This window comes from Prauserella muralis (assembly GCF_003202285.1).
Taxonomy (GTDB): Bacteria; Actinomycetota; Actinomycetes; order Mycobacteriales; family Pseudonocardiaceae; genus Prauserella_B; species Prauserella_B muralis.
The window spans coordinates 1,305,180-1,326,770 of record NZ_MASW01000001.1 but is presented as its reverse complement, the minus strand read 5'-3'; the positions used below and the strand labels follow the sequence as shown (position 1 = coordinate 1,326,770).

The window sequence follows — 21,591 nt, the reverse complement described above, 5'->3', positions numbered from 1 at the left end:
CTCTCCTCTTTCGCTGCTACTTGGCGAGGCCCTCGATCACCTCGGCGCCGGGCAGCGAGGCCAGCAGCGCACCGGTGACCAGGAGCTTGCTGCCCCGGATGCCGCTGCCGATCACCAGCTCGGGCGAGTCGGCCACGGCGCTGTCCACGAGGATCGGCCAGCCCTCCGGCAGGCCGATTGGGGTGATGCCGCCGTACTCCATGCCGGTGAGCGCGACGGCCTCGTCCATCGGCGCGAACGACGCCTTGCGCACGTCGAGCCTGCGCCGGATGACGTTGTTGACGTCCGCCCGCGTGGTGGCGAGGATCATCGCCGCCGCGTACCGCACCTCGCCGCCGCGCTTGCCCGCGACGACGACACAGTTGGCGGAGGCCGCCAGCGGCGAAGAGTACGCGGCGCAGAACTCGGCCGTGTCGGCCAGCGTGGGGTCGATCTCGGCGACGCCGATGGGCTGCTCGTCGAGGCCGGTCAGCGCCTTGGCGACGGGGGTGGCGACGAGGTCGGGGCGTTCAGCTGCCGGGACGACGGTGAGGGTTCCCGCGATGTTCCAGTTGCTCACACCGCAACCGTACTCACCAGCTCTGGCCGCCGCGCTGCACCTCGATCAGCTTCGGCCGGACGTCCACGATGTAGACGAGCGAGGCGACGATCCCGGCGAGCCAGAAGATCATCCCGGCGCCGTAGAAGCCGAACAGCAGCATCGCCGCCGTGGAGCCGCCGGTGATCGCCAGCCAGACCGGCTTGGTCATCCGGTCGATCGCGGTGTACGCGTCGGCTCTCTGCATCACGGCGTGCACGAATGCGACCAGGCCGACAAGGGTTCCGGCCCAGTCGATGACCCAGACGATCCACATCGCGAGAAGCGGCACGCAACCAGCGTACGTCAGTGCGCCCAGCAGGCGAGAACGCCTTCCGGCCGGGCACCCCCGGCGGTGGTGAGCGGCGTCACGCACGACAGGGCCCCGGGTACCGGCCGAACCGGTTCCCGGGGCCCTGCGGGGCGTGCGGTCACTTGGTGGACTTGCTGTTCCCGCCCGTGGACTTGCGGGTGCTGGAGCTGGTGCTCGAGCTGGTCTTGCGGGCCGACGCGGTGCGCGGCGTCGCCTTGGTGGTGGTCTTCGGGCTGGCCGGCGAGGTCTCCTCGACCTTGTCGGCGACCTCGCTGGTGACCTCCTCGACCTTCGCGGCCGCGTCCTCCATCTTCAGCGCGGTGTCCTCGCCGACCTCACGGGTGCGGCCGGTGACGCGGGCCAGCACCTCGTCGACGCGCTCGCGGGCGTCCCCGGTGACGTCGCCGACCCGCTCCTGCGCGGTCTGCAGGACCTCCTCGAGCTGCTCGATGCTGCGCCTGACCTGCGGCTGCTCCCGCAGCCGCTCCCACGTCTCCTCGCCCGACTCGGCGAGCTTGTGGTAGAGCTTCAGCGCCGCCTCGGTGTACTCGTCGAGCAGCTTGCGCAGCTCGGCGGGCTCGAAGCGCTCGCGCAGGCTGTCGACGTCGGAGGGCAGCTCCTCGATGTTCTTGCGCGCGGCGTCGCTGCTCTCGGTGACGCGCTCCTTGGCCTTGTTGACGGCGTCGACGACGGCGTGGCTGGCCAGGTTTCCCGCGCCCAGCGCGGCGAGCAGGGACGTCTTGACCTGCTCGAAGGCGGTGTTGACGGCCTTGCGGAGGTCGTCGGAAGTGGCGGTCGCCATGGTGTTCACTCCTCGGGTTTCGACTCGGGTTCTGGCTCGGGTTCGGATGTGCTGGCTACCTGGTTCTCCCGACGGAAGGACTCGTAGACGTCGAGCAGAACCTGCTTCTGGCGCTCGGAGAGCGCGGTGTCGGCGCGGATGGCGTCGGTCACCGGGCCGCCGACGGGCAGATCGAGGATCCCCGCCTGGACGTAAAGCGCCTCCGCCGAGATTCGCAACCCCTTGGCGATCTGCTGCAGGATCTCCGCACTCGGCTTGCGGACCCCGCGTTCGATCTGGCTGAGGTACGGGTTGGAGACACCGGCCAGTTTCGACAGCTGCCGCAAGGAGATCTTGGCGTGGCTGCGCTGCTGGCGGATGTAGGCCCCGATGTCACGGCCGATGTCGGCGACCTTGTCCATGGGCCCGGCCGCGGCACCGTTGCTCTCGGCTGCCGGTGTGTCCGTCACCTGCTTTCGCACCTCCTCCTCACGACACCCTCGACGGTACGCGCGAGTGCTAACTTTTGCAAGCACCCTGCTTGCACCCTTCGGGCGACTACTGTGAGGTGAATGAGCTTCGCCTCGCGGGAGCGCAGGCGCCTCGCGGACCGGCTCCGCCGCGACGGCGCCACCACCGACCCGCGATGGCTCCGCGCGTTCCGCCAGGTGCCCCGGCACGCCTTCCTGCCCCGCTTCTACGTGCCCGAGGGGTCGCGCTGGCTCGCGGTGGCCGACGGTGACGCGGGCTGGCTGGAGACCTGCTATTCCGACTGCGCGCTGGTGACCCAGCTGGACGACGACCCGGGCAGGTGGGAGCAGGCCCGGCGCGACGGACCCGTTTCCGGGGTACCCACGTCGTCGTCGAGCATGCCCGGAATCATGGCCGTGATGCTGGAGGCGCTGTGCGTGCGCGACGGCGACCGGGTACTGGAGGTCGGCACCGGCACCGGCTACAACGCGGCGCTGCTGTGCTGCCGGCTCGGCGACGAGAACGTCGTCACCGTGGACATCGACCCCGCGGTGCTGCTGCCCGCGCGGGCCTCCCTGGCCGCGCTCGGCTACGCACCCGGGTGCGAGATCGCCGACGGGGAGCTGGGCCTGCCGGAGCGCGCCCCGTACGACCGCGTGCTGTGCACCTGCTCGGTGTCGCGGATCCCGCCTGCCTGGCTGGAGCAGTGCAGGCCGGGTGGGCTGGTCGTCACGACGCTGAACCGGCCGATCGGCGCGGGGCTGGTGCGCCTCGTCGCGGGCGAGGGCGCCACCGGGCAGGGCCGGGTGCTGCCGCACGACGGGCGGTTCATGCCGATGCGCGCGCACCGGCTGCCCGCCGCGGGCGGGGTGCTCGCCGGGCGAGTGGCCACGGCGAAGGGCACCACGGCGTTGCCGGTGTCGACGGTGCTGGATCCGGCGGGCCCGTTCGAGTTCTTCGCCGGGCTCGCGCTGCCCGGCGTGACGGTGGCCGCCGACCCGGACGACGAGGGCGCCTCCTACCTGGTGCATCCGGACGGTTCCTGGGCGGGGCACCGGACCGTCGACGGCGAGTTCCGGGTGGAGCAGGGCGGCCCGCGCAGGCTCTGGGACCTCGTGGAGGAGGCCTACGAGCTGTGGCTCGCGCTGGGCGAGCCCACCCGCGGCGACTTCGCCGTCACCGTGGACGGCGAGCACCAGGAGTTCCGCCTCGGCGACCACGCCTGGCCCCTGCGCTGATCGACGAGCCGAAGGGCACCTTGGGCACGGCCCTACCCCGACAGGGCGCTAGTCGTCGGCGCGCTGGCCCCGGGGCAGGACGAAGAGCTCACCGTTCCACAGGAAGCCCCGGTCCCCGGTCCGGAACCAGCCGTTGCGCAGCGACTGCAGCGTGCGCCGCAGGTCCCGGTGGTAGCCGGAGAACACCGCCCCGCCGCTGACCTCGATGTCCCCGACGCCGTTCGCGGGCGCGGGGCGGCCGTCCGGCCCGACGATGCGCAGCCGCATGCCCACCACCGGATACCCGGAGGACACCAGCCGGATCCGCGGAGCCGCGCTGTCCTCCGGCACGAAGCCCACCCTGCCGGGCCCCCGCAGCAGGTGCTCGTCCACCGACGCGACGGTCGGCTCGGTGTCCGGCTGCTTGCAGGTCACCGCGAACGCCACGGCCGGAACCTGGTACATCGGCGTCGGGGTCGACTCTCGCACCCCCGCCGCGGCGAAGGCGTCGCGGAACCGGGTCAGCACGTCCGGTTCCAGCGCGCCGCCGATGAGCCCGACCCTCCAGCGCGTCAGGCCCTGCCTGGCCACGTTCGCGTGCTGCGCCGCCTCGCTGAGCCGCAGGTAGCACCCCGCCCTGCCGAGGGTCACCGTCGCCTGCACCTTGGCGAGGTAGGCGAGCACGTCGCCGGGCGCGCTGGTCATCCGGTGCGGGCCGAAGGCGTGCACCCTGCCCCCCACGAAGAGCTGGCTCAGCAGCCCGAACAGGCCGAGCGAGTCGTGCATCGGCAGCCACTGCACCAGCACGTCCTCCAGCCCGAGACCCGCCGACCAGCGCACGGCGCGCACACCCGCCACGACCTGCCCGTGCGTGAACGCGTTGCAGACGAGCTCGCCGTCCGGCCCCGCCGACAGCTGCACCAGTGCGGGCTGGCTGTGGTGCAGCCGGGGCAACGGCAGGAGCGCGTCCGCCACCCCGGCGCCGCAGAGCTTGGTCTCCGGCCGCACCTCCAGCAGCCGCTCCCCGACCGTCTCCAGCGCACCCCCGGCGACCACGTACTGCAGGCGCGCCGCGTCCATGGCCTCCACGATGGTCTGCAGCCCCGCCCGGTAGTGCTGTGCCCCCGGGTTGAACGGCAGGACCACCGCGGTCGCGCCTGCGCGCAGAACGCCGAACAGGTCCACGAGGAACTCCGGCCGGTGTGAGGCGAGAACGCCGACCGGCTCGGTCGCGGGAATGCCGTTCGACAGCAGGTAGGACGCGCGCCGGGCCGACATCGCCTCCAGATCGGCCAGGCGGATCGAACGGTCCACGTCGGGAAAGCTGACCATCCCAAAAGGACTGCGCTGCGAACTCTCCACCAGCCCCTCGACGATGTCGGCGGCAGCGTTGGACGCATGCGGCCGCAGCCCGATGCTCGCCTCGATCCCGTGAATGGTCGTCCCCTCCCGTTCGGGCCCGCCGGGGCACCGTGATGAATCACGAACCGTGCGAACACGGCCGGCGAACCAGCGGCGAACACGCGAGCCGGTACGGCTCGGGCAGAAATCTATCCCGCCGTTGTGACGGACCGCGACAATGACGGCGACAATTGCCGTCATTGTCACCGGCTCGGGTGTCACCTGCTCCGTCCGGATCGGTCCCGCGGCTAACTTCGCCCCAGTGGCCGGGGTGTGACACCCCCTGCGGCCGGAAACCGGAAATGGGTGGTCCGATTTGGTCAGAGTCATCTGGACGGCCGGCGGCGACGACGTCGGGCAGCCTCCTCCCGAGGTCGTCCGCCGGTTCGCGCCACCTGCTCCCTTCGACCCGGCCTGGTTCACTTCGGACACCAACGGTCACAGTGGACGATGCTCGTACTGTCTGCAGCCCGCCGTGACGATGACCACCACGGGGCCGCACCGCAGGCTGGCGTTCTGCTCGGCCCACGACCGGCAACACCGGTGGATCCGGCATGCGCCGTCGAACACGTGGTGGTACCTGCCTTCGCACCGCGACTCCGCGGAGTCCTGGTGGGTGCTGCGTCGCCAGGCCCGCGGCCTCGCAGGCGGCCGGCCCGGCTGGTACTGCCATGAACAGAGCGGTCAGCGCATCGTCGACACCTACTCCACGAGGCTCTACCGGGCCAGAGCGGTGGCGGAGTCGGTCCTGGGCAACCTGCTGACCGCGAGGTGAGTCACACGGCTTCCTCGCGCCGTTCGGTCCGCTTGCCTCCGCTCCACTCGGCCGCCAGCGAGTCCACGGTCCGCACCGGCTGCGCGTCGGTGGCCTGGTCGTGGGCGTCGGCAGACTCGGCAGGCGCGGCAGGTCCGGCAGCGGCGGTGGTCGCGCCGGGCGAGGCGGCGGGAGGCTGCGCCGACGCGGTGGCGCCGCGATCGGCGACCTCGGCCTTGAAGACACGCAGGGACCGCCCCAGACCCCGTGCCGCCTCCGGAAGCCGGCGTGCTCCGAACAACACGATCACGGCCAGGAGAAGAATCAGAAGGTGCGAAGGTGCGAATCCGCCCATTCCCATAGCGGAACCGTATTCCTGGCGACCGCGACCGGCAACGAAACGGCATGGTTGTCCGTCGATCGGCTGAACGCCACGCGCGGGCTTCGGACCCCGGCAAGGCGAAAGATTACTGTTCACACCAGCCAGCAGTTCCCGCGGTTCGCCGCTGAAAGGACATGTCGATGCCCCGAACCGAACTCGATCACCTGTTTCGGCATGGCGGGACGCGCGCCTCGGGCGACGGGAACCAGATTCCTCCGGTCGGTGCACTCACCCTCACTCGCAGGGTCGGCACCATCGCGGGCGTTCTTGCCGTCCGCACCGCCGATCTCGGCCGCCGCAGGCTGACCCGGGCGGTGCGGAGGCGGGAAAAATCGGAGTGGCAACGCTGGCTGACCGAGACGATCACCCAGCTCGGGCCTGCCTTCATCAAGAGCGCGCAGCTGCTCAGCACCCGTCGTGATCTCGTGCCGCGCCAGGTCTGCGAGGCCCTGTCCGGGCTCTACGACGACGTCCGTCCCATCCCTCCCGGCGAGCTGGTCCCCTTGCTCGAACCGCTGCTGGGTCCCGCGCTCGCCGGCATCGTCGCCAGGGACGGCGGCGCGGCGACCGCCTCGGGCAGCGTCGCCTGTGTGTACACGGCGCAGCTTCCGGACGGCTCACGCGTCGCCATCAAGGTGCGCAGGCCCGGGATCGAGCGCACACTCGCCACCGACCTCACCATTCTCCGCCGCGGCGCCCGGCTCCTGCGACGGCTTCCCGGACTGCGTGGGGTGCCGATCACCGAGATCGTCGACCAGCTCACCGAGTCGATCTTCCGGCAGCTGGACCTCAACGCGGAGTGCGACCACCTCGACGAGCTGTATCGCAACATGGCGAGGTTCGAGCGGGTGCGCGTGCCGCGGCCGTACCGGGAGCTGTCCGGAAAGGACGTCATCGTGATGGAGTTCATCGAGGGACTGCAGCAGCGGCGCCCGGACGAGATCGAGGAGGAGGTCAGGGAGAAGGCCGTGCTGGAGGCACTGCACGGCGTGTACCAGATGCTGTTCCAGGACGGTCTTGTGCACTGCGACCTGCACCCCGGCAACCTCTACTTCCGCCAGGACGGCTCCGTGGTGCTGGTGGACGCCGGCTTCACGGTCCGGCTCACCCCGCAGGCACAGGACAAGTTCGCGGGCTTCTTCCTGAACATGGCCAAGGGCAACGGCCTCCGCTGTGCGGACATCGTCCTCTCGACGGCGACACCGGGACCGGCGACCGACACCGACGGCTTCCGCCGCGAGCTGAGTGCCCTGGTGGACGCGCATTCGGGGGTGTGTGCCGGGGACTTCGACCTCGTGAGCTTCGCGACCAAGCTGTTCGACATCCAGCGGCGCTACGGTCTGTACGCCGACCCGCAGTTCGTGTTCCCGATCCTGTCGCTGCTCGTCCTGGAGGGCACGATCCGGGACTACGCCCCGGACATCGACTTCCAGCACGAGGCCATGCCCTTCCTGGTACACGGGACGATGGAACGTGCGGTGCGGGCGTGGCAGGCCGGCCTCACCGAGGAGGAGCGGCTGGCCTGACAACAGCGCAGTGCCGGTCCGCTCGCGTCCCCTCCGTGCGAGCGAACCGGCACTGGCCTTTCACCGGTTGGCTTCTGTCCGAATCAGACCAGCTGGCCCACGTTGATGTTCATGCCGTCGAGCCGCATGTAGGTGCGGCTGTCACCGGGCATGCCGATCTTGATGGGCGCGGCCATCCGGTACAGCTGGCCGCCGCTGGGGCTGCCGTCCGGGTTGGTCCCCTGCGGCGGCGGCGGGAACGTGGTGACGTTGCCGACGAGCTGCGCGGGCTCGAGCGTGCGGAACAGGAACGGGCCTTCGCAGTTGCCGCAACGCTCGAAGGTGATGTCGAAGTTGAGCATCATCTTCGCCAGCAGGCTGCCCGGACCGGTGACCGAGAGCAGGCTCTCCGGCGACACGTCCACGTCGGGCAGCCGGATGGTCACCTTCCCGAACATGTCGTGGAAACCCTCGACGGTGTGGTTGAGCACCTGAAGGCGCACGAAGTTCGCTCCGCCGACGGTCACCTTCACCACGATGCTGCCGATGAAGTTGAGCCGCGGCGCGGGCGGCGGCAGGTTGACGATCAGCGTGGCGCCGAATGCGTTGCAGCTGCAGTTGATCGTCTGACCGATCTCCGGGAGCAGCCCCGCACCGTCGCCGCCGGGCAGCGGCAGCTGGTCGGTCCGCATGGTCTGGGCCGACGCGCTGCGCGCGTCCAGCAGCGGGACGCCCGCGACGACGGCCGCGGCCGCGGCGCTCGCCTGACCTGCGCGCCGGAAGAACGACCGCCGGCTGTCTACTGGGTCGGGTTCGGTTTCGAGCGGGGGCAGAAAGTTGTCGTACAAGTCCGCCATGGTTGATTCCTTTTCCAGAGTGGGCGGCCACGGTGACCGCGAGCACCAGTGCGCTGGTGCTGGGACGTGGGCGGGGAGGGCCGGGGACCGGAGTGGGGCACCGATTGCCCGGTACCCCACCCGGCCTCCATTCCCTGCGTGATCAGCCGCCCAGGATTCCGTTCGGCAGGATCTCGTTGAACATGTGCTGCGGTGTCGTCACCGCGTCCGTGACGCTGCCGACGTTCGGGGTCAGGCCACTGCCGCCCAGCAGGCCGTCGACGGTCGGCGACAACGTTCCGCTGCCCGACTCCGGCGGCGCGGTCAGCGACGGAGCTGACCCGTCCTGGTCCTCGAGCGGCTGGCTGAAGGCGCACTCCTTGCACGGCGGCGGACCCGGAGTCGGTTCCGGTGCAGGCTCCGGCTCGGGAGCAGGCTCGGGCGCGGGCTCCGGTGCCGGTTCGGGAGCAGGCTCGGGCGCGGGCTCCGGCGCCGGTTCCGGCGCCGGTTCCGGTGCAGGCTCCGGCGCCGGTTCCGGTGCAGGCTCCGGCGCCGGTTCCGGCGCAGGCTCCGGCGCAGGCTCCGGCGCAGGCTCCGGCGCAGGCTCCGGCGCAGGCTCCGGCGCAGGCTCCGGCGCAGGCTCCGGCGCAGGCTCCGGCGCAGGCTCCGGCGCAGGCTCCGGCGCAGGCTCCGGCGCAGGCTCCGGCGCAGGCTCCGGCGCAGGCTCCGGCGCAGGCTCCGGCGCCGGTTCCGGTGCAGGCTCCGGCGCCGGTTCCGGTGCAGGCTCCGGCGCCGGTTCCGGTGCAGGCTCCGGCGCCGGTTCCGGTGCAGGCTCCGGCGCCGGTTCCGGTGCAGGCTCCGGCGCCGGTTCCGGTGCAGGCTCCGGCGCCGGTTCCGGTGCAGGCTCCGGCGCCGGTTCCGGTGCGGGCTCAGGTGCCGGTTCCGGCGCTGGGCCGGGCTCCGGGGCCGGCGCGGGGCCGTGGATGATCACGAAGTAGGAACCCGTGTCATCCACCACGATGCTGTCGACGTCGCCGTCGCAGTAGTAGTTGATGACCGTCCCCGGCGGGAGCGCGTCCTCGCCGACCGTCGTCGACTCCGACCCCTGCGGTTTGTGGATGACGATCGTGGTACCCGGGGCGACCTCGGGGAACACGAGGTGCGAGCTGTCCCCGTTGGTGTAGTACACCTGGCTGCCCGACGGCAGGGTCACCGTCTTCGGCGGTGTGGCACAGTCACGCGGGCTCGCACCGTGAGATGCCAACTGGACCGCGGAGTCACAATCGCTCGCCACGTGGGACCGGCTGTCGGATGCCGCCCCCAGCACGTGAAGCGCGGATTGCATACCGCTGCTTCCACCCGATTCAGCGGCGGAAGCCGAGACCGCGGTTGGCAGCAGCGCCACACCAAGTCCCAGCAATCCGGCACTGAATGCTCGGATCGTTCTGGACACTAAGAGTACTCCCCGTCTTTCTAGTCGCGACGCACCAGCCTCGTGGCGCACCATCGACGCGGTTGAAGACCATCAAGACTCTTGTCCGCCACTGTCCACATCGCCATGAGAAACCGGCGGGCGAAACCCGAACAGGTTGACGCAATCGCCCAACAGGTACAAGGGCCGCTCCATTGATCGCAAAGCGATACGTAACCCGCCGGTACACAGCGGACAGTCGACACGGCAGCGTCGCCAATCGCCTCTCGTGTGGCTGTTCGTCACCGACAGTGTCCATATTCGACCCATCGGACAGCGCGCCCTCCGGCAGGACGGCGACACGGCACCCACTGTGGTGAACCGGTTGCCGCTGCGCTCCCGACCGGCCCGCCGGCCGCTATACCTGTACCGGATCGAAAAGGAACCGAACGGGGACGCCCATGTCACGAGGCACGACACGAAGACTGCTCACCACACTGGCCGCTGCGCTGATCGCACTGGGTGCCGGCACGCCCGCGACGGCGAGCGGCACCGTGTCCGGCGTTCCGCGCGGAGCGCTCGCACTTCTGCTGTGGCAACCGGACACCGGCAGGTTCCTCGGTGCCGCCACGCTCACGTGCAGGCCCGACGGAGGCACCCATCCGCGTTCCCGTGCGGTGTGTTCCGCGGTCCGCGCGGTCGACGGCGACCTCACCCGGCTGCCCAGCGACCCGGCGGCGTCCTGCGTGCTGATCCACCAGCCCGTCCGTGCCGAAGCGCGCGGGTACTGGAACCACCGGGCGGTCCACTACACGCGCACGTTTCCTAACCGGTGCGTCGCCGCCGTGGACACCGCCTACCTGTTCGGCTTCTGACCGGACCGGCGGCGGTCACGCCGAGTACGGCTGCAGGGCGCTGAGCAACTCGCTGGGAATGGGCACGGGCTGCATACCCGGTCCGTCCCGGCGCATGCAGGCGATCGTCTGGCTTCCCTTGGCCACCAGCTGCGGCAGCGGTTCGCCCAGCCGGAAGTAGTCGAACAGCATCGTCACCCTGCTGCCCTCGGCACCGCCGAGCGACATGCGAACCTCAACGGTGTCCGCCGCGTACAGCTCGTGGAAGTAGTCGCAGTGGCAGGACACGGTCACCAGCGCCAGATCCGCGCGCAAGGCGCTGAGCACCCCGGGCGCGTGGTCCATCAGGAACCGTTCGCGCGCGTGCCCCTGCCAGCGCAGGTAGTTGGTGAAGTAGACGTTGCCAACGACATTCGTCTCCTCCAGCGGCACGATGTGCCGGTAATCGAACGTCTTGGCCATGCGCCCGCTCACCTTCCCGTTCCGAGCGCCACGGCCGCCGCGACCTCCTGCCGCTGTCCCGCCACGGCGAGCACGGTCGTCGCCACCCGCTGCTGCCCGGCCCGCAGCACGGCCCAGCCCCCGTCGTAGACCCCCTCCAGCGCCAGCCGGCCGGACTCGCCGTGCGGCGCGAGGGCCTCGTGGGCGGCCCGCAGCCGCGCCGCGGTGACCGGTGCCCGCTCGCCGAGCCGGGCGGACAGATCGGCACCGACGCCCGCCAGGTCCGGGGCGCCGTCGACCTCAGCGCCGTCCACACCGTCCACACTGTCCACGGCGACGCCGTGCCAGCACAGCCGTCCCGCCTCGGTCCGTGCGGCCGGCTGCCCCGCCAGCGCGAGGGCGACCCGCTCCAGATAGACCTCCAGCAACGCCGCGGGCCAGGGCTCGTGCCGCTCGATCGGACCGACGTCCCTGAGCCGCAGACCCGTCCAGGTCATGGCTCGCTTGCCGTACTGGTCCCGCACCACGACGTCCCAGACGTACTCGCGCCCGTCGGCGTGCCGCTCGGTCGCGTAGACCTCCCGCGCGTTGTGCGTGCCCGGTACGCGGGTGAAGCGCTCGCAGCCGACCGGAAGCAGCCGGCGATGGGGAACGCAGGCCTGCAGGGCGTGGACGACGGCGTCGTTACCCGCCACGTCCCCGAGCACCAGGGCGTCCCCGACGATCGGGTAGTCACCGTCGGTGGGCCGCTCCCGCAGCGACACGCGCGCGTGCCGGGCGCCGAGTGACGTGAACCGTTCGACCAGCTGGAACGCCGGACCGTGGAAGAACACCGGCCCGTAGAGCTGGTCGGGGCGCAGCTCGATCTCGGACGCGGGCAGCTCCGGGCGCTCCGGCGGCTCCGGCGGAAAGCCCAGCGGGAGCACCGCCCGGAAATGGTCGGCGTCGAAGCCGGTCTCCGCGCTGCGCAGCACGACCGTGACCCGGTCCCGGTCGCGGAGCGCGCACACGCGCACCGTCCGCTCACCGGACCCGGACAGCACGATGGGCCGGTCGAGGGCGAGCTCGGCCAGGTGTCGCTGGGGCCGCCCGGACAGCGCGGTCGCCGCCTCGGCCATCAGCTCCATGCCGAGCACCGCGGGCACGACGGTGACGCCGTCGACGGCGTGGTCGCGCAGGTACGGGTAGCGCTCGACGGTCAGGTCGGCCTCGGCGACGATCTCGATGCCGGGGTAGCTCACCAGCGTCCGGTCCAGCAGGTGTCCCGTCGGCCTGGCGTCCGCCACGGCGCCGAGCTCACCGAGGCGCCCGTGGATCGCGACGGAGGCAGGCGGGCTCGGCAGGGTGAGCACGTCCAGGAACGCGCGCACCCCGTCGTGGAGGGGAATGGGCTGCACGTCCAGCATCCGCAGGGTGTCCAGCACCCCGAGCTGCTCGCCCATCCCGGTGCCCTCCCACACCGACCAGTCGATCGTGGTCACGAACCGGCCCGGCAGGCGCTCGGCGATGCCTTCCACCTCCGCCCGCAGCGCCCCGTTGGCCAGCGCGTACTGGCACTCACCGGCAAGGCCGTACCGGCCGATCACCGAACCGAACGCGACGAGCAGGCGCAGCCGGTCCGGCTCGATCGCGGCCAGCAGGTTCCGCAGACCGTGCACCTTCGGCTCCAGGTGTGCCCGGATCTGCCGCTCGTCGAGGTCGGCGAACCGGACGGGCCGGTTGACGCCACTGGCGTGCAGGAGGCCGGTGATCGCACCGAGGCGGTCGGCGAGCAGGCGCACGGCCCGGCTGGTGGCGGCCGGGTCGGTCACATCGGCGGGCTCGTAGGCGAAGCGGACTCCTGCCGAGCGCAGGGCGTCGAGGTTGGCCCGCAGGCGCTCGTCCCCGTCCGGAGAGGCCCGGCCGAGCAGCGCCAGCGCGGCGCCCGTCCGCTGGGCCAGCACCGCGGCGCACTCGTAGCCGATGCCCTTGCCCCCACCGCTGACCAGCACCACGTCGTCGGGGCCGACGCACAGCTCACCGGGCTCCGGCTCCACCGCCCGTGGCACCGGCACCTCCACCAGTGCCTCGTCGTCGAGCAGGTACTCGCGCCACTGTCCGGGCTCGGCGACGGCGTGCCGGGCCGCCCGCCGCAACCCGGGCTCCGTGGCGGGCACCCGCAGGACGGTGACACCGACGTCCGGATGTTCCTGCTGCAGCGAGCGCAGGAACCCGTTGAGCCCGGGCCCGTGCGTGACGGCGACCAGCGTGGAGTGCGTGATCGCGGCCCGGCCCGCGTCGAGCAGGGTGCGGGGCACGGACGGGTCCGCCGGATCGGGAACGTAGACGAGCGGACCGGCGGCCGGGCCGGTTCCGGGCTCCGCCCGCGGGAAGACGCGCTCAGCCGGCGACCGGAGCGCGCCGTCGGCGAGGAACGTCTCCGCCCAGCGGCCGGGGCTCTCCGGGAGCCGGTCGATGATGCGCCTGCGCTCCTCGGCGAAGAAGCGGATCCACGGCGCCACCCCGGGGCAGGCCGCATCCGGCGCCGACTCGTCAGCGGGGTCCAGCGCCTCGACGGCCGCGACCAGCTCGGCCACCGACAGGTCCCCCGCGGCCAGCGGTGCGCTCGGGCGCTGCCTGCCCGCCGCGTCGGCCGCGGCGACGAGGAGCTGCGTGATCCCCAGCGAGCTCAGGTGCAGGTCGGCGAGCAGCCGCGCGTCGCGGTCGATCAGCTCGGGCTCCAGCTCGACCTGTTCGGCGAGCAGGCGCAGGATGTCGGTCTCCACGCTCGCCGCGGCGGAGGTGGCGGCCTCGCCCGGCTTCGGGGCGGGGCCGGGCTCCCCGGCCCTCGGCGCGACCGAGCACGGGTTGGCCAGGAAGACCCGGTCGCGCCAGATGTCGACCGGGCGGTGCGTCCGCGACCGGAAGGCGCCGGCCAGCGTCGCCACGGCACCCGAGGCGAACAGCGCGGCGGCCGTGTGCGCCGGCCCGCGCTCACCGCTTCCGCCCGCGTCCAGCGACACCGTCGGCACCGGGCAGCACGCCGTGACGAGCGCGGTCAGCGACGTGCCAGGGCCCGCCTCGCAGTAGAGGTCGGTGCCGGGGATCGTGTCCCGCACCACGTCCCAGAACCGCACCGGCGCGGTGAGCTGCCGACCGAGCAGGTCGGCGACGTCGTCGTCGCTCGTCAGCTGCCTGCCCAGCACCGTCGACAGCAGCCGCCCTGCGGGTGAGGCGGCCGCGCTGCGCTGGATGTCCTGCAGCGACGGCTTCAGCTCGTTGACGCACTCGGCCATCGCGGGCGAGTGGAACGCGTGCGACACCGGCAGCGGCACCGCGGACAGCCCCTGCTCGCGGGCCTGCGCGACGAGTGCCTCGACCGCAGGCAGATCGCCTGCCACGACATGCGACTCCGGCCCGTTGTACGCGGCGACGGTCAGCTGGTGCTGGGCGCACAGTCGCTCCACCGTGGCGACGTCCGCGGCGACGCTGGCCATGCCGGTGCCGCCCACGCCGAAGCGGCTCATCACCTGGCCGCGCACCACGACGAGCCGGTCGGCCTCCTCGGCGGACAGCACGCCGGCGGAGACCAGTCCGGCGATCTCGCCGAGGCTGTGCCCGATCGTCGCCGACGGCGTCACGCCGAGGCTCCGCAGCCACCGGACGGCGGCCATCGTCGCGCGGTGAATCGCGGGCTGCGCGACCGCGGTGTCGACCACCTCGCCCGGCGTGGGCGCAGGGGCCAGCCGCTGCCGGAGGAACGGCTCCAGCGAACCGAGCCGGGCGGGTACCGGCGCACCCTGCCCCGGCAGCAGGATGGTGACCCGCCCGGCAACGCGGTCGCCGAGGAACATCCCGGGCCCTGCCTCGAGGCGGCCGGGTTGCAGTCCCGCCAGGCGGGTCGCGGCCAGTGCCGCCCGTTCCCCGAGCTGGACCGGGGTCTCGGCGACGAGGCCGACCCGGATTCTTCCGGCGGACTCCCGGCCGAACTGGCAGGCCAGGTCGCGCAGCTCCCCCAGGGAAAGCCGGGGCGCCACCTCGGCCAGCCGGTCCAGCGTCGCACGCAGGTCGCGTACGTCGTCGCCCGCGAGCACGACCGGTTCGCACGCCCTCGTGGCGGCGCCGGGATCGGGTGGCGGGGGCGCCACGGGCACCGCCCGCGTCGTCGTCCGCTCCGCCGCACCCAGCACCAGGTGGGCGTTGATACCGCCGAAGCCCATGGAGCTGACCCCGGCGAGCCGTGGCCCTGCGGGCCAGGGTTCGGCCTCCGGCAGCGTCCGCAGCGACGATCCGCGCAGTGTCCGATGTGGTGTCTCGCAGCCCGTCGTCGGCGGCAACGTCCCGCTCGCCAGGCTCATCCCGGCCTTGATGAGCCCCGCGATGCCCGAGGCGGCCTTGGTGTGGCCGATGTTGGCCTTGATGGAGCCGATCGCCGCGGGCCGTGTGGCGCCGCGCCGGACGTCGAGCAGCGCGGACAGCTCCACCTCGTCGCCGACCACGGTGCCGGTGCCGTGTCCCTCGATCAGGCCCACCTGGCGCGGATCGACACCGGCGAGGTCGTAGGCGCGTTCCAGCGCGAGCACCTGCCCGGCCCGCTCCGGCCGCGTGATCCCGCCCTTGCCGTCCGAGGACAGGCCCCAGCCGAGCAGCTCCGCGTACGCGGGCAGGCCGCGTTCCCGCGCGTCGGCGGCGCGCATCAGCACGACCATGCCGCACCCCTCGCCGGGGATGAAGCCGCCCGAGTTCTCGTCGTAGACCCGCATCGGGCCGGTGGCGAGTGCTCCGGCCTTGGCGAAACCGACCAGTTCGAACGGGTCGAGGCTGATGTCGACGCCACCGGCGACGACGATGTCGGCGCTGCCGTCGGCCAGCGCGCGGCAGCCGGTGATCACCGACAGCAGCGACGACGCGCACGCGCCGTCGACGGTGTACCCGCCGCCGTGGAAGTCGAAGTAGTTGCAGATGCGGCCCGCGATGGTGTTGGCGAGCCCGCCGGCCAGCGTCTCGTCACCGACCGGCTCGAACGCCGCGAGGTACCGGGCCTCGGCACCGGCGAGCAGCGCCTGCGTCGCCGGTTCGTCGAGCCCCGCCTCCCTGGCCGCGTCGAGGATCGTCCTGCGCACGTACGGCCAGCGCAGCCGCAGCGTGCTCGCCCTGGTGACCTCGCCGGTGAGGCTGTTGCCGACGACGACGGCCACGCGGTCGCGGGGCAGTCCCTCGCCGGACGGGTGCCCGGCGTCGGCGAGGGCCCGGCTCGCCGTCTCCAGCGCGAGCCAGTGGGCCGGGTCGGCCGAGCGATGGACCGAGCCGGGGATGCGAAACGCCGCCCGGTCGAACTCCCAGCCCTCCAGTACGGCCGCCATCGACCCGTAGGTCTTGTCCGGAGCCTGCGGGTCCCGGTCGAAGTAGTCGGCCAGCGGCAGCCGCTCGTCCGGCATGCGGCGAAACGACTGCCGCTGTTCCAGCACCGAGCTCCACAGCTGCGCGGGGTCGGCCGCGTCCGGGTACCGGCAGGCCATGCCGACGACCGCGACCGGCCCCGGACACGGCGCGGTCACACCGCCTCCCGCTCGCGCGGCACCGACGCCACCGCGGACACCGGCTCCGGCTGCTGTTCCACCGCGGGCGCCGGCGACGGCGACGGCACCTGCGCCCGCTCCCGGCGGCCGAGGAGCACCAGCCCGACGCCGCGCAGCGCGCACACCAGCACCAGCGCGAAGAACAGGGTGAACGTGACGCCGAACTGGACGAGCACGCCGTAGGCCGCGGCGGTCGCGAGACCGAACGCCACCTGGTTGCGCGGCCGGGACGGCGACGTCGAGGGGTCGGTGATCATGTAGTTGGTGAACAGGATGAACGCGACGCCGGTGAGCGGGAGCAGCGCGCTGACGACGGAGACGTCGGTCAGCACGCCCCGCACCAGCGCCTGCGCGGCGAAGCCGCCGACCCAGGCGAGAATGAGCGGCATCTTCCTGGTGAGCTTCGCGTTCAGCATCGTCCCCGCGGCCAGCAGCGCCAGCGCGATGAACCCGTCGAAGAAGCCGCTGGTCCATTCCGTGAACTGGTACGGCGGCGCGATGCCGACCCACGGGAACAGCAGCAGCACCACGACGATGCCGGTGTTGCTCGGGTTGAGCACATGGCGCAGGCGGCCCTTGACCCGGACCCGGATGAGGTACTTGCTGGCCACCGCGATGACGCAGGCGGCCACGACGGGCATCAGCCTGTCGTTGGCGTACAGCAGCATCGCGCAGGCCAGCCCGCCGATGTAGGCGGGCAGCAGGAAGTCGACCACGCTGCCCGGCGCGCCCCGGTAGCGCGGGGCCCGGCGCAGGGACACGGCCTCGATCGTGTCCAGCACCAGCTCGGTCGCCAGCGCGGCCAGCACCGCGACCACCGGGGTGAGATAGGCCTGCTCGAACCCCAGCACGGTGTGGCCGAGCACGGTCAGGGCCGTGATCGAGATGCCGAACCTGCGAAGCGCCGTGCTGCGCGGGTCCTTCGCCTTCGCTGTCGCTGTGCCGGTCATCGCCGGACCTCCTGTGCCGTTCCGTCCGCGTTGAGAACGAGTTCGTGCCAGCCCGGCCGCAGCCTGACGGTGTCCGAGCGCAGCTCACCGCAGCCGGTACGCCAGCGCACGGTCACCGGCAGCGGTTCGTCACCCGCCGTGCCGAGGCCGAAGTGCAGGTCGGGAGCGTTGACACCGTTGTGGCCGTTCGCCGGGTACACCTGCTGGCTCAGCGCGGGCCCGTCCGGGCGCTGCACCGATGCCTCGGCGCCGATCGCGGGCCTGGTGCGGCCGTTGTCCCCGCCGTCGCAGTCCCCGCCCCTGGCCGGCTGCCGCAGCCGCAGGCCGAGGAAGTCCCCCACCTCGGAGGTGTTGTGGTAGAAGTCCGAACGCGTCCACTGGTTGGCGGTGACGAAGTCGAGCCGCCCGTCCGTGTCGACGTCACCGATCGCGAACGCCCGGCTCACCGCGTCGGTGCCGACACCGACGAGGCCGCCGATCTCGACGTAGCGGCCGTCCGCGCCGCGGGCGAAGAACTTGTTGGTGTTGTGGCCGGACAGGTCGTCCCCCGGCCCGAACCGCGGCCACAGCGCCGGATGGGCCATGATCAGGTCGTTGGACATCGCCGCCTCCTGCATCTGCACCCACCTTCCGGTCTCGCCGCGCAGGAAGCCGGTGGCGTACAGGACGTTCGGGTTGCCGGAGTTGGCGAAGTCGGCGATCTTGACGTCCCAGCTCCACCCCGTCCGCGAAAGGCCGAGTCGCTCGCTGGCGTCGTCGAACGGCGCGACGCCGTTGGCCAGCAGGCCCGGATCGTCCTTGCGGAGGAAGGCGAAGTTGCTCTCGTGCAGCGCGTAGGGCTCCGTGATGTTGCTGACCAGCATGTCGGTGTCGCCGTCGACGTCGACGTCGCCGAACGCGATGCCCATGCCCTTGAACGAGTCCCTTCCGACCACTTTGGATTTCGGGCTGAGCGCGTGCCGCTGCCCGGTGACCTCGTCGAAACGGATCCGGCCCGGCGTGGAGTCGTTGACCAGCAGCTGGTCCGGCCCGAAGTCGTTGGCGATGTAGAGGTCGGCGAGGCCGTCGCCCGAGACGTCCTGGGCGCCCGCGGCGAGCGTCCACGCCGAGCCCGCGGTGCCGTCGAACGCGGTGCTGACCTCCTCGAAGCGCACACCGGGCACCGCGCCGGATTCCGTGCCCGCGAACCGGAACATCCGGTGGGTCCCGGAGTTGCGGGCGTCGGACAGCGAGTCCGTCATCACCAGGCTCGCCTGGTCGGCCTCGGGGTCGAGCACCCGCGCGCCGTCGGGGAAGTAGTTGCCGAAGAACAGGTCGAGGTGACCGTCGCCGTCGAAGTCCGCCACCGTGGCGGCGTTGGTGTTCCAGATCTGCGGCGGCGAGGCCAGCTCACGCGCGGTGAAGCCGTCCGCCGACGGCGCCGTGTCCGGTGTACGCAGGAAGATCACCGGCGAGCGCCCCCAGTAGTAGACCACGACGTCCTGCCAGCCGTCCTCGTTGAGGTCGGCGGGAAGGCAGCCCATCGGGGCCACATAGGACTCGTACGGCAGGCTCTCGGGGTGCAGGGTGAACGGCGCGAACCGCTGACCGGTCGTGGGGGCCGGCCGGACGGTGACCGTGTCCGTGCGCGGGTCGACCAGGCAGATGTCGCGCGAGACGGACCCGCTGTCGGTGGCCAGCAGCGCCGTGCTCGCCCCCACCGAGGACACCCAGCCCTTGATCTCCTCGTAGGCGGGCGCCACCTGGCGGACCTGCCGGTCGTCGGCCCGGTCGGCGGGGCTGACCGGATGGGCCGAGAACTGGTAGGCCTCGGCGAGGCGCTCGGACTCGGCCGCCGAGGTGGACGGCAGTTGAGCGAGCTGCCACACCAGCACACAACTCAGCAGCGCGGCCAGCATGGCGACTCGCCTGCGCAGCCACGATCGAACGGTGGTCGTCACTGTTCCCCCTGGACATGTCCGGTCCATAGCTGTCGGATTTCCGCACGCCACCGCTGGTACTGACCCGAGGTGCCGTCGTGAGGTCCCAGGCGGGCCATCGCCTGGTCGGTCCAGCCGGCCGCCACGGCGACCGGCGCGCCGGCGAGCACCGCCGCCGCCGTCTCGGTGTGCCGCGGGACGATGCCGGAGAGCCGCCTTGCCGCGCTGGCGAACGCGCAGCCCTGGGCGAGCTCGGCCCGGTACGTTCCGGCGTGGCCTGCCAGCAACGCGAGCTCGTCGGCGCTCACGCCGCCGGCGTAGGTGGCGGCCAGCCCGATGCCGCTCCACAGATCGCCCCGGCGGCCTGCCGGGAACTCGGCGATCCGCAGCGCGACGCCGTCCGGGTCGGCGCATTCGTGGAACCACAGCGCCCGGCCGAGGCCCTGGTCCCGGATCGCGCGCCGGTCGCCGGTCAGGCCCGGCTCGACCCGGGTCCCGCCCACCACCCGGTCGGAGTGGAAGAACCCCTGATGGAAGCCGAAGCCGTCCCAGGCCAGCCAGCGCAGCAGCGGATCCGTGCCGGTCCGTGCCCACGGACCTGGCCGCAGACGCAGCTTCGCGAACGCCCAGCCGGTGCCGACGTGGATCAGGTGCCGGTAGTCGCTGCCGGGGCCGTCCAGCAGCGCCCTGGTCCGGCGGCCCCGCGCACAGGTCAGGATGTCGAGCAGGGCACACGCCATGCCCGCGCCTTCGAAGGCGAAGCCGCGCATCGGAGCGTCGATCGCGGCGATGTCGGAAGCCAGCCTGTCCTCCGAACGCCACTCCGCGGCCGCGTTGAAGCCCGCCAGAAACGACCGCGCCGACGTTTCGAGCTGCTCCCTCGCGGCGCCGGAGCGCAGCCGGAACCGGCGGGCGCCGAAGTCGGCGAGTGCGAGATCCTGCCGCAGCAGGTTCGCGGCCCGCCGTCGCTGCGGTGTCGCCGGCCGGGAGCCGGCGGTCCTCTCGTTGCTGAGTACCACTGGATGATCCGTTTCGTGCGAGGCGGGCGCGGGAGGCGCGGCTCGGTGGTCAGGCGCCGAGCTTGGAGGCCGCCAGCCGCGTGCCCTCGACCCGGGCGTGGATCTTGGCGAATGCGGTGTCGCGGGAGGTGGACTCGTCGTCGGCGAACGGCGAGAAGCCGCAGTCGTCACAGGTGCCCAGCCGCTCCACGGGCAGGTAGTCCGCGGCCTCCAGCACGCGCTCGCACACCTCCTCCGGGGTCTCCACACTGGACGAGATGGGGTCGGTCACGCCGACGAAGATGCGCTGGTTGGAGTAGGACACGCGGCGGACGATGTCGAGCACGCGGCCGCGGTCCGGCTCGCTCGCGAGCTGGAGGTAGAACCGGCCAGCCCGCAGGGCGAACAGCTCGGGCAGCAGGTCGAGGTAGTCGACGTCGAGGCTGTGTGTGGAGTCCTGGTCGCCGCCAGGGCACACGTGCACCCCGATGCGCGCCCTGTCCTCGGGTGCGAACTGCTCGATGACGCAGTTGTTCAGGCGGATGAAGTCGCGCAGCAGCTCCTTCGAGGGGTCGAGCTTGATCGACAGCCGCGCCTCGGTGAAGTCCAGCTGCACGGAGTCGGCTCCGGCGTCGAGGCAGCGACGGATGTCGCGCACACCCTCGGCGACGAGGTCGGCGAAGAACTGCTGGCGCGGGTAGGCGGCGAGCTCGTCCTGCGGGTACAGCAGGCTCAGCGCGGACGGGGCGATGACCGCCTGCTTGACGGCGGCGCCCGTCCGGGCCATGGCCTTGCGGAGGTAGGCGTCGGCGTACTTCTGGAAGCGGAAGGGACCCTCGGCCAGCACCGGCAGCTGCCGGGTGTGCCCGTCGTCGAAGGGGATCGCCGGGCCTCCTTCGGCGAGGAAGCCCGCGCCCTCCAGCGGGTAGGTCAGAAAGCTCGACTTGGCCTGCTCCCCGTCGGTGACGACGGGGGAGCCGGTCTGCTCGAAGCGCCGCAGGGTGTCGTCCAGCGCTTGGTCGCAGGCGCGGGCGAAGTCCTCTTCCGGCAGCTCACCGGCGGACCACGCACGATGGGCGTCCACAAGGTACTGCGGCCGGGGAATGCTGCCGATCGGCTCGGTGGGGATCACGACGCGGGGCCTCCGTTGCTGGGTGACGATGTCGGCTGAAAGCTAACCGAATCTTTACGAAGATCGACCTAAATGGACAGGACACTTTGGT

18 protein-coding genes are annotated in these 21,591 nt (G+C 72.0%); 4 read left to right on the top strand and 14 right to left on the bottom strand.

Annotated features, from left to right (window positions below):
• Nucleotides 1-16 precede the first annotated feature (16 nt).
• The 4 genes from BAY60_RS07355 to BAY60_RS07340 form a co-directional block, all read right to left on the bottom strand.
• Nucleotides 17-559, bottom strand: coding sequence for a YbaK/EbsC family protein (locus BAY60_RS07355; RefSeq protein WP_112280011.1), 543 nt, complete (start codon nucleotides 557-559; stop codon nucleotides 17-19).
• A 13-nt stretch (nucleotides 560-572) separates the two neighbouring features.
• The gene (locus tag BAY60_RS07350; RefSeq protein WP_112280010.1) at nucleotides 573-869 is read right to left on the bottom strand and encodes a DUF2516 family protein; all 297 of its coding nucleotides are present in this window, start codon (nucleotides 867-869) and stop codon (nucleotides 573-575) included.
• A 139-nt stretch (nucleotides 870-1,008) separates the two neighbouring features.
• Entirely contained in the window at nucleotides 1,009-1,692 is a 684-nt protein-coding gene (locus BAY60_RS07345) for a hypothetical protein (RefSeq protein ID WP_112280009.1), read from the bottom strand.
• A gap of 5 nt (nucleotides 1,693-1,697) precedes the next feature.
• Complete coding sequence (locus BAY60_RS07340; RefSeq protein ID WP_112280778.1) at nucleotides 1,698-2,093, bottom strand: helix-turn-helix domain-containing protein; 396 nt, start codon at nucleotides 2,091-2,093, stop codon at nucleotides 1,698-1,700.
• A 150-nt stretch (nucleotides 2,094-2,243) separates the two neighbouring features.
• On the opposite strand from BAY60_RS07340, the gene tgmC reads away from it, so the two are divergent.
• Nucleotides 2,244-3,380, top strand: a complete 1,137-nt coding sequence (gene tgmC / locus BAY60_RS07335) for an ATP-grasp peptide maturase system methyltransferase (RefSeq protein ID WP_112280008.1) — start codon at nucleotides 2,244-2,246, stop codon at nucleotides 3,378-3,380.
• Nucleotides 3,381-3,428: 48 nt separating this feature from the next.
• Here the strand turns inward: tgmC and BAY60_RS07330 are convergent, their stop codons facing one another.
• Complete coding sequence (locus BAY60_RS07330) at nucleotides 3,429-4,673, bottom strand: AMP-binding protein (RefSeq protein WP_170160323.1); 1,245 nt, start codon at nucleotides 4,671-4,673, stop codon at nucleotides 3,429-3,431.
• A gap of 562 nt (nucleotides 4,674-5,235) precedes the next feature.
• On the opposite strand from BAY60_RS07330, the gene BAY60_RS07325 reads away from it, so the two are divergent.
• On the top strand, nucleotides 5,236-5,535 hold the full coding sequence (locus BAY60_RS07325; protein WP_146770980.1) for a hypothetical protein: 300 nt from the start codon (nucleotides 5,236-5,238) through the stop codon (nucleotides 5,533-5,535).
• Nucleotide 5,536: 1 nt separating this feature from the next.
• Here the strand turns inward: BAY60_RS07325 and BAY60_RS07320 are convergent, their stop codons facing one another.
• Nucleotides 5,537-5,869: a twin-arginine translocase TatA/TatE family subunit gene (locus BAY60_RS07320; RefSeq protein ID WP_112280005.1), complete on the bottom strand. Its 333-nt coding sequence runs from the start codon at nucleotides 5,867-5,869 to the stop codon at nucleotides 5,537-5,539.
• 167 nt (nucleotides 5,870-6,036) lie between these two features.
• Here BAY60_RS07320 and BAY60_RS07315 point away from each other — a divergent pair, with 167 nt between their 5' ends.
• On the top strand, nucleotides 6,037-7,422 hold the full coding sequence (locus BAY60_RS07315) for an ABC1 kinase family protein (protein WP_112280004.1): 1,386 nt from the start codon (nucleotides 6,037-6,039) through the stop codon (nucleotides 7,420-7,422).
• A gap of 83 nt (nucleotides 7,423-7,505) precedes the next feature.
• Here BAY60_RS07315 and BAY60_RS07310 read toward each other — a convergent pair whose 3' ends face one another.
• Nucleotides 7,506-8,258, bottom strand: coding sequence for a hypothetical protein (locus tag BAY60_RS07310; RefSeq protein ID WP_112280003.1), 753 nt, complete (start codon nucleotides 8,256-8,258; stop codon nucleotides 7,506-7,508).
• Nucleotides 8,259-8,400: 142 nt separating this feature from the next.
• The gene (locus BAY60_RS37510) at nucleotides 8,401-9,450 is read right to left on the bottom strand and encodes a hypothetical protein (protein WP_211330198.1); all 1,050 of its coding nucleotides are present in this window, start codon (nucleotides 9,448-9,450) and stop codon (nucleotides 8,401-8,403) included.
• Nucleotides 9,451-10,109: 659 nt separating this feature from the next.
• Here BAY60_RS37510 and BAY60_RS07300 point away from each other — a divergent pair.
• A complete protein-coding gene (locus tag BAY60_RS07300) occupies nucleotides 10,110-10,523 on the top strand; it encodes an SSI family serine proteinase inhibitor (protein WP_112280002.1) in 414 nt (137 codons plus the stop codon).
• A gap of 15 nt (nucleotides 10,524-10,538) precedes the next feature.
• Here BAY60_RS07300 and BAY60_RS07295 read toward each other — a convergent pair whose 3' ends face one another.
• Genes BAY60_RS07295 through BAY60_RS07270 form a run of 6 tightly spaced genes read right to left on the bottom strand, consistent with a single transcriptional unit; the run spans nucleotide 10,539 to nucleotide 21,500 of the window.
• Complete coding sequence (locus tag BAY60_RS07295) at nucleotides 10,539-10,964, bottom strand: acyl-CoA thioesterase (RefSeq protein WP_112280001.1); 426 nt, start codon at nucleotides 10,962-10,964, stop codon at nucleotides 10,539-10,541.
• Nucleotides 10,965-10,972: 8 nt separating this feature from the next.
• The gene (locus BAY60_RS37025) at nucleotides 10,973-16,480 is read right to left on the bottom strand and encodes a type I polyketide synthase (RefSeq protein ID WP_170160322.1); all 5,508 of its coding nucleotides are present in this window, start codon (nucleotides 16,478-16,480) and stop codon (nucleotides 10,973-10,975) included.
• The gene (locus BAY60_RS37020; protein WP_170160321.1) at nucleotides 16,477-17,451 is read right to left on the bottom strand and encodes an enediyne biosynthesis protein UnbU; all 975 of its coding nucleotides are present in this window, start codon (nucleotides 17,449-17,451) and stop codon (nucleotides 16,477-16,479) included. Before BAY60_RS37020 ends, BAY60_RS37025 begins: the two co-directional genes overlap by 4 nt.
• A complete protein-coding gene (locus BAY60_RS07280; protein WP_170160320.1) occupies nucleotides 17,448-19,391 on the bottom strand; it encodes a CRTAC1 family protein in 1,944 nt (647 codons plus the stop codon). The genes BAY60_RS37020 and BAY60_RS07280 overlap by 4 nt, the downstream gene beginning before the upstream one ends.
• On the bottom strand, nucleotides 19,388-20,389 hold the full coding sequence (locus BAY60_RS07275) for a DUF1702 family protein (protein WP_112279997.1): 1,002 nt from the start codon (nucleotides 20,387-20,389) through the stop codon (nucleotides 19,388-19,390). The genes BAY60_RS07280 and BAY60_RS07275 overlap by 4 nt, the downstream gene beginning before the upstream one ends.
• A gap of 49 nt (nucleotides 20,390-20,438) precedes the next feature.
• Nucleotides 20,439-21,500, bottom strand: a complete 1,062-nt coding sequence (locus tag BAY60_RS07270) for a cobalamin-independent methionine synthase II family protein (protein WP_245992361.1) — start codon at nucleotides 21,498-21,500, stop codon at nucleotides 20,439-20,441.
• Nucleotides 21,501-21,591 lie beyond the last annotated feature (91 nt).